General features: G+C 49.0%; 7 protein-coding genes. All 7 read left to right on the top strand.

Annotated features, from left to right (window positions below; all coding sequences use genetic code 11):
* On the top strand, window positions 1–1,241 hold a 1,241-nt coding region (locus WG8_RS28225), incomplete at its 5' end, for a helix-turn-helix transcriptional regulator (RefSeq protein WP_007429902.1).
* 178 nt (window positions 1,242–1,419) lie between these two features.
* Window positions 1,420–2,451, top strand: coding sequence for an ROK family protein (locus WG8_RS09385; RefSeq protein WP_007429903.1), 1,032 nt, complete (start codon window positions 1,420–1,422; stop codon window positions 2,449–2,451).
* Between the two features lie 18 nt (window positions 2,452–2,469).
* Window positions 2,470–3,681: an MFS transporter gene (locus tag WG8_RS09390; RefSeq protein ID WP_007429904.1), complete on the top strand. Its 1,212-nt coding sequence runs from the start codon at window positions 2,470–2,472 to the stop codon at window positions 3,679–3,681.
* A 388-nt stretch (window positions 3,682–4,069) separates the two neighbouring features.
* A complete protein-coding gene (locus WG8_RS09395; RefSeq protein ID WP_007429905.1) occupies window positions 4,070–5,677 on the top strand; it encodes an extracellular solute-binding protein in 1,608 nt (535 codons plus the stop codon).
* 30 nt (window positions 5,678–5,707) lie between these two features.
* On the top strand, window positions 5,708–6,610 hold the full coding sequence (locus tag WG8_RS09400; RefSeq protein WP_007429906.1) for an ABC transporter permease: 903 nt from the start codon (window positions 5,708–5,710) through the stop codon (window positions 6,608–6,610).
* Window positions 6,611–6,628: 18 nt separating this feature from the next.
* Window positions 6,629–7,501 carry a carbohydrate ABC transporter permease gene (locus WG8_RS09405; protein WP_007429907.1) on the top strand — a complete coding sequence of 291 codons (873 nt, stop codon included), beginning with the start codon at window positions 6,629–6,631 and terminating at the stop codon, window positions 7,499–7,501.
* A complete protein-coding gene (locus tag WG8_RS09410) occupies window positions 7,498–8,460 on the top strand; it encodes a sugar phosphate isomerase/epimerase family protein (protein ID WP_007429908.1) in 963 nt (320 codons plus the stop codon). The genes WG8_RS09405 and WG8_RS09410 overlap by 4 nt, the downstream gene beginning before the upstream one ends.
* Window positions 8,461–8,573 lie beyond the last annotated feature (113 nt).

An 8,573-nucleotide genomic window follows, 5' to 3' on the forward strand; every position in this document is an offset into this window, starting at 1 on the left:
CCGCCGAAACGGTAGAATTCCGGCTGGATCATCTTTCTCCTTTTGCAGATGGCGGGAAGAGGGAGGCTTCTCCGATCTACACTGTTATGGTGGTGGAGCTGCACGATCTGGACCTGCCGCAGACAGCGGGCGGGAAATCAACCGGCAGCGGACATTCGGAGGAGCATGGGGATGAAGATCAACGTTTAAGCCTGTCACTGCTTAATGTAATACAGGAGCTTGCAGCCACCTATGGATGGCAGGGCTGGGCAGAATGGATGAGCCGTGAAAGAATCTCCATTTTGCTGCGGAAAGAAGAAAGCGTTGGGGAAGGTCTGCTGGGGGTGAAGCTGCAAGAGATGGCGCAAACGGGCTGTGAGTGGCTGCAGGGCCATCTGGGTGTACAGCTTACAATTGGAATTGGCAGCCAAACTTACGAGCTGGAGCATATTCAGGATTCCTATCGGGCCGCTGTTTCTGCTCTGCGGTATCGGTTGACGCTCGGGGTGCGCGATATTGTGACCAGTGATCAGGTTCCGCAGGCTAATGAAATTCCATTGTATTCGTATCTGCCTCTGATTTCGGAGACGATTCGTTCTTTTCGGCTGGCAAACCACGATTGGCGTATACAACTGGAAGGACTATTCGGGGCGATGGAGACGGATAGGCTGAAGGATGGAGATATTTTAACAGTAGTGCGGTGGCTACAGGAGCTGCTGGAACGGGAAATGCGCGAAATGAAGGATGTATCGGGTGCGTTGGATCGTTATTTTAACGGGGCGGAGGGACAGCAATGGAAAGCCGAGGTTGAATCGGCTTCTTCATTGGCTATGATGCATACGCTAATGCTGGAGCATATGACCACTGTATATCGGACTTATGTTGCAGCCAGTGAAACCAAAAGCTATCGGGCCATGGTCAGCGAGATGAAGCAATATATTGAAGAGCACTATACGAATCCGGATTTGTCATTAAATCATTTGAGTGAGCGTTTTGATGTGTCGCCCAAATATGCCAGTCATCTGTTTAAAACCGAATTTGACATGAAATTCGTTGATTTTTTGACACGGCTGCGTATGAACCACGCCCAGCAAATGCTGTGTAACACCACGGAGACGGTTCAGCATATTGCAACGCAGGTTGGCTATGCCAATTCAATTACCTTTGGGCGGGTATTTAAGCGTGTCGTTGGCGTAACGCCGGGAGATTATCGCAAGCTGAGATTAAAGCCGGAGGATTCAATAGCAGGGGGAGCGCTATAGGTGCTCGCCTTTTTTGCTTGAAAGCCGGGGAGAACGAGTCGGTTTATGGGGCGGAATTTAGTTTATTGCGGTACAGGGGTGCAAATGCCATACTTATGTCCATATCTTGAACCTACAGGGCGTCAATGGCCGATAGAGTGGTAGGCATAATGGCGAACCGGAATGACGGAGGATGGCTATGGCGGACATATTTGTACAGAAGCAACACGGGGATGAGCCGAAGGTTTCCGGCTGGGCCGCAGGCATTGATGTTGGCGGCACGAAGACACTGATCTGTATTGGCACAGCGGAAAGGCAAGTAGTGTTGAGACATAAATTCCCGACGGTTCATACGAAGGATGTTCATTTTTTCTTTGAGCGTCTGTTCTGGGAGCTGGAGAATTGTCTGGAGCAGACAGGGCTGTCACTGGAACAGTTGAAAGGCATTGGCATCGGCTTTCCCGGTATGGTGGATAACGATAGCGGAACGATCACTCACGCTCCAGCGATTCAATGGAGTTCTGAAGATAGTACGCATGAAAATATACGATCTATCATTGCACAGCGATATAGCGGTCGCCTGGTGCTGGATAATGATGTGAACATGGCTGCGCTCGGAGAACAATGGCTGGGGGCAGCCCGGGGATTACGCCATGTCATGATGGTAACGGTAGGGACAGGCATTGGTAGTGGCCTTATTTTAAATGGGGAGCTGTACAAGGGTGCCGCAGGCGGAGCTGGTGAAATGGCGTACTGGATTGCAGGCGAGGAACAGGCGCGGCAAGCGGCAAAACAGAAAGGGACAGGTGAGTTTGGTGTGTTCGAATCTTTAACATCCGGCACAGCGATTACACGCAGTGTAAAATCGGCGCTCGCATCCGGTATGCCTGGTGCGCATATGATTCGGCTGGCAGAGGGAGACAGGGACAAGGTCGGGGCTCGCCATGTTTTACAAGCGGCGGCTGAAGGGGATATCGAAGCACAGACGATTGTGGAGCCTGCGCTGGCGCATATGGCGATGGCTTTGACGAATGTGATCAGCCTGCTGAACCCGGAAATGATCGTTATAGGTGGTGGAGTGGCAGAAGGCAACACGTATTATTTGGATGAAATTCGGCAAAGAGTAGCCTTATGGACGGATATTCCTTGCACCATTGTACCTGCTGAGCTGGGTAATGAAGCCGGGGCCATCGGAGGTCTGGCGACAATTCTGGGCAGCGCGGTACGCTAACAACAGGGAGGTTTCCAGATGGCTGGCTCACAAATGCTGAAGCTGCGCAGCTTCTATTTGTTTATTGGTTTGGCGGGGGGCATGTTTAACCCTTATTTGACCCTGCTGCTGGTTCAAAATGGGTTGACGAGCAGCAGCGTTGGTGTTTTGATGGCGATCGGTACGCTTGTCTCCATTTTGGTTCAGCCGATATGGGGAATGATTGTGGATCAATATCGTCAAATGCGACTGGTCCTCATTTTGAGTGTAGCGGTCCCGGGAGTCATGGCCGTATGCTATCAGTCAGAGCATTTTGTGCTGATGGCTTTAGTTTATTCCATCATGGCCATATTTACGGCAACACAGGCACCGATTGCGGATTCCTATGCGATTGTGGCGGCTAAAAAGGCAGGCACAACCTACGGCAGCATACGATTTATGGCGAGTATAGGCAATGCGGTGGGTGGCTACATCGGGGGACTGTTTGTGTTCCTTTTATCTGTGACGATACTCTGGGTGCCTTTTTTGGCGCTGAACAGCCTTGCAGCCTTGACGGCGCTGACGCTGCCGAAAAAAACGGAAGAAGATCTCGTGCTGCGCAAATCACTTTCAGATGGTATTGGTCAATTGCTCCGCAACAGGACATTTTTAATATTTTTGGGCGGCAGCTTTTTGGTGAATCAGACATTGACTGCATTCAACACCTATTTTGTACTGGCCTTTAAAATGTCAGGAGGACTTCCGAGTTTAGTCGGGATTGCTCTGCTGATCGCTTCCATTACGAATGTCCCCTCTATGCTGCTCGCTTCACGAGTGATTCGAAAAATCGGATTGGAGAGAACCCTATTGCTAGGGGCCATCGCTTATATGTTCCGCTGGGGGATTCAGTGGGCCTTTCCCGATCCTGCCGTTATGATCGCTGTGCAGGTGCTGCACGGGCTATCGTTTGGATTTTTCTACATTGCTGCGGTTGAATATGTATCGCATGTCACTGAAAAGGATATGCAGGCGACCGGACAAAGCGTGTTCAATATGGTGTTTGCCGGACTGGCAGGGATTGTAGGCAATTTGCTAAACGGGTTTCTCCTTCATGCCGGAGGGCCGCAGCTCATGAATTTGGCGTGTATGATCAGCGCGACCTTAGGTGCGCTAATGATGGTGTATGTATCACGCAGCCGTAAGGATGGGAAAACAGGAAAGGTACGCAAGCTATCCATGAGTCTCCCGTCAGAGATTTCACAGCAGGAATAGCGAGCTTCGTACATCATTGAAGCCTGGTAAAATACAGAGAGGGCATCGCATCCGATAAGGGTGAGGGTGCTCTTTTTTTCGCAAAAACAACTTTCAAGTCACTTGATATGGAACTATATCTTACACAGATCGAACAATGAAAATGGTTTATTCGCAGGAAAACAGTGGTCTTATATAAAAGTAAGCGTTTTATCACATTTGGTAACCGCTTTCAAATAAACAGTTTATGCTCAGGAAACTAGTTTATTGTCAGTTTTCCTGCGGTCATGTCATACTAAGGCACATCCCGAACCCAAGAGACAGACTCATGCCGATGCATGATATGCCATACCCTCATCCATAAGAAGAGGCGACGAACGGGAAAAAGCAGACAAAGGGGTGTCCAGGAATGAGAAGAAGCAAGGCTGGAGGATCATTGAAGAAGCTGCGTCTGCTGCTTGCAGCTACAGTTGCACTGTCGGTTGTATTGAGTGGATGCTCGTCAGGTGAGGCGGACAAGAGTTCGACCGCTGCCGGAGACAAGGGTGGTTCATTGAAGGTTGAAATTTTTGACAGAGGCAACACACCTCAAGGCTATACCATTACTGACAGCTATTTGACCCGTTATGCAAAAGAAAACTTTGGCAAACCCAATAACATCGATTTAACATACGTGCCCGTTCAGCGCTCGGAAGAGGTCACCAAGCTGAATGTCCTGATGGCCAGCGGAGGCGATGTACCTGATATCGTATTTACTTATGATTCCGGCACCTTTGAACGGTACGCAGAGCAAGGGGGATTGACGGACTTAACCCCACTGCTGGATGAGTATGGTCCCAATCTCAAAAAGTTTCTTGGTGAGGATACGCTGAGCTACGGACAGGTGGAGGGCAAGCAGTTCGCAATTCCAGGCAAACGCACGATTTTAGGAAAATACTCTTCTTTTATACGTCAGGATTGGCTTGATACGCTGAAAATGACTGTCCCTCAAACGACAGATGAGCTATATAACACGTTAAAAGCATTTAAGGAAAAAGATCCCGGCAAGACGGGGGGCAAGGTCGTTCCCATGGGGATGACGATGGAGCCTGGGCAATATGACCCGCTGCTGTGGTCTTTTGTTAAGCCGGTAACGGATGAGCAGAAATATACGCTGACCCAAAAGCTGGGTTCCCGTGATTATCCGACGCTGCTGCCTGGATTCAAGGATGGAGTCCGGTTTCTGAACAAGCTGTACAATGAAAACCTGATCAGCAAGGACTTCGGTCTGGATAAGGACAAAAAACAGCTGACTCAGGATATACAAAGTGGAAATATCGGCTTTTTTAGCGATGATTATGACAACATCTTTTATAACGATGGAGCTTATTCCAATCTGTTGGCCAACCAGCCCAAAGCCAAGCTGACGCCAATGGACCCGTACACCAACAGTGAGGGCAAGCATGCCAAGCCGGAATTTGCATCCAACGGTCTTTACATTATGGTGCCTAAATCCAGTGAGCATGCGATTGAGGCCATCAAGTATCTGGACTGGATGTCTTCTGAAAAGGTACTGCGCGACATGCAGAACGGGGTGGAAGGCGAGAACTATACCTTGAAAGACGGAATCCCGGTTGCCAAGGAAAACCCTACACAAGAAGCACAGGATCGTATCTATAATCAAGGTGATGTGGTCATTATTGCGAACGGCAAGATCGCAGGAGACGATAACAAAAACAAGGAAGCCTTTATTATGGCTATGCCGCCTCAGTTCCAGGGGGATGTTCGCAAGGCCATGGATATATCCAACACAGATACCGTTCCTCCGGTGAAATTTGACCATCCGATTAAGTCCGAGTCCAAATACAGCAACTCACTGCTGGATAAGTTTGATGAAATGGTCGTCAAATCTGTGATGGCACCTCCGGCGCAGTTTGATGCAGTCTACGATGCGTCATTAAAGGATTATATGGTGAGCGGCGGCCAGGCGATACTCGATGAGCGTACCGAAGCCTACAAGGCCATGACAGGCAAGTAAGAAGGCGGAAAGTAAAGGAGGAGACAGCGCATGAAAGGGAACGTTTACTTCCGCAGATATTGGCAATTATACGCGTTGCTTGTGCTGCCCCTGGCCTACTTTATTGTATTCAAATATGGTCCGATGTGGGGCGTACAGATCGCTTTTAAGGATTTTAACTTTTTTCAAGGGATTACGGGAAGCGAGTGGATCGGGTTTGATGCGTTTCGGGAAGTATTCCGCATGGACGATTTTTATAGAACGCTGCGCAATACCATTGTATTAAATCTGCTTGATCTGCTGGTTTCGTTTCCGGCACCTTTAATCCTGGCGATTTTACTCTATGAAATGAAAGTGGTCTGGTTTAAAAAGCTGTCGCAAACGATTTTGTACATTCCCCATTTTATTTCGTGGGTCATTATCGGCGGGATTGTGTATCAGGTGTTTGGTACGCAGTCTGGCATGATTAACAATGTACTTACCGCGCTCGGCTTTCAAGCGATTCCATTTTTGACAGATAAAAATGACTGGGTGCTGACATATCTGCTCACGGGTGTGTGGCAAAGCGCAGGCTGGGGAACGATTTTGTATCTAGCCGCCTTGACTGGCATTAACCGGGAATTGTTTGAAGCTGCTGAGGTAGATGGAGCAGGACGCTTGAAGAGAATTTGGTACATTACGATTCCAGGTATGAAAACGACCATTGCTACGCTGCTTATCATCAATCTGGGCAATATGATCACGATTGGCTTTGATCGTCCTTATGTCATCGGCAATGTGGCCGTTCGGGATTACTCCGATGTGCTCAGCACATTTGTGTATCGCATCGGGATGGAGTCCGGGCAATATACGCTGGCAACGGTGGTTGGCCTGTTTCAGGCCGTGGTTGGTCTGATCTTTGTGCTAGGCGCTAACTATGCATCCAAGAAGCTGACGGATGAAAGTATTATGTAAAGGAGCTGCTGACATCTGATGAGTGAACGTACTGCAAATCGCACCTTTGATATCGTAACGACTGTGCTGGTGGCTGTGGCTGTACTGCTGTGCCTGGCCCCGTTTATTCACATTTTGTCCATTTCCTTCAGCTCCAACCGGGCGATTACGTCCGGGGAGGTGACTCTGTTTCCGGTTGAGTTCAATTTGAAGGCATATGGAAAGGTCTTTGCCGATATGAGCATGATCCGTTCACTCGGGTTTACAGTTCTGCTGACGGTGATTACGACAGTGCTGAGTATGCTGATGACGGTCATAGCGGCATATCCGTTAACGAAGAAAAACCTGAAGGGCCGCAAAACCATGATGTTTATCATTGTGGTGACGATGTTTTTCAGCGGTGGCATCATTCCCGAATACATTTTGGTGCGTGATCTGCATTTGCTGAATACTATGTGGTCTCTTATTTTACCAGGTCTGATCAGCCCGTTTTATCTGATTATTCTGATTTCATTCTTTAATGGGATTCCGGAAAGCTTGGGAGAAGCGGCGGAGATTGATGGCAGCAGTCAATTGGGCACCTTGATCCGTATTGTACTGCCGCTGTCCCTGCCTGTATTGGCGACGTTAAGTCTGTTTTACGGAGTGGGACGCTGGAATGGATTTCAGGATACGCTGATGTATATTCAAAACCCCGATTTATTTCCCCTACAGCTCAAGCTGTATCAAATGATTCAAAATAACATGGTATCCGAGCTGACCAGGCTGGAAGGAGCCAGTGGCGCGAGAATTACGCCTGAAGGGTTGAAGGCGGCGAGTGTCATTTTCGCTACGGTTCCGATTCTGCTCGTTTATCCGTGGCTGCAAAGGTATTTTGTTAGTGGAGTGATGGTCGGAGCGGTGAAAGGATGATGATAATGAAGGCGAAGGGGGAATACTCCTTTTCCACCTGTTGGAATATTAAAAAGCATACAGTTGGCCGAGAGCTTATTGAGGAAATACGCGAGCTGGGCTTTAGCCGGGTGGAGCTGAATTATAACATTACCCGGGAAATGCTGACGACGATTGAGCCTATGATTGAACGGGGAGAAATCGGTATATCGAGTGTGCATAATACGTTTCCTCATACACCAGACCCGGATTACGGCACGGATTCCGTGCTGCTCGGGTTTGATGATGAGGCGAAGCGAAAACGCGCGATAGAGCTGCTGGTGCAATCTGCGGAATATGCGCATCGCTACGGGGCGAAGGCCGTGGTTGTGCACCCTGGCGAGGTTCCATTTCCATATGATATCAGTGAGGAACTGGCTGGTATTTACCGTGAGCAGGGCCGGGATTCGGCTGCATATCAAACGCTGTGGACACAAATGCTGGAACGCCGGGATTCACTGAGCTGGCATTATGCACAGCGTATTCGCGACAGTTTGGAGGAGGTGTGCGACCGCATTGCCTCCAAGGGGTATGATGTAGCCATCGGCATCGAAACGCGTTCACGCTGCTATCAGATGCCTACCCTACAGGAGGCAAAGACGATTATAGATGGTTTGAAGGGGGCACCTGTCTACCTGTGGTATGACATTGGACATGGTATGATCATGGACCGTATGGGATTGTACGATAACGCCAAGGAAACCAATGAAATGATCGACTATATCCTGGGTGTCCACATTCATGAAACCATAGGATTATCCGATCACTGGTGCCCTTATATTCATAGCGGTGATCTGGAATTTTTTGATTGTTTCGTGAATATCATCCGGCAGGCCCCGATTAAGGTCTATGAGCTGAAAGCAGCTTGTCAGCCAGAAGATATTGAACGCAGTCATGAGCTGCTGACAGGCAAGATAGCGAGGCTTGAGACGCAAGGCTAATGAATGATTATGCATATTACAGGGGTTGAGAGGAATGTACGGTAAAATTGTAGCGATCAACGATACCTGGGTGCAATCAGGTATGGACCGTCAGGTGCTGGATGCCGACAGCC

Origin of the sequence: Paenibacillus sp. Aloe-11 (assembly GCF_000245715.1) — a bacterium.
Lineage (GTDB): Bacteria > Bacillota > Bacilli > Paenibacillales > Paenibacillaceae > Paenibacillus > Paenibacillus kribbensis.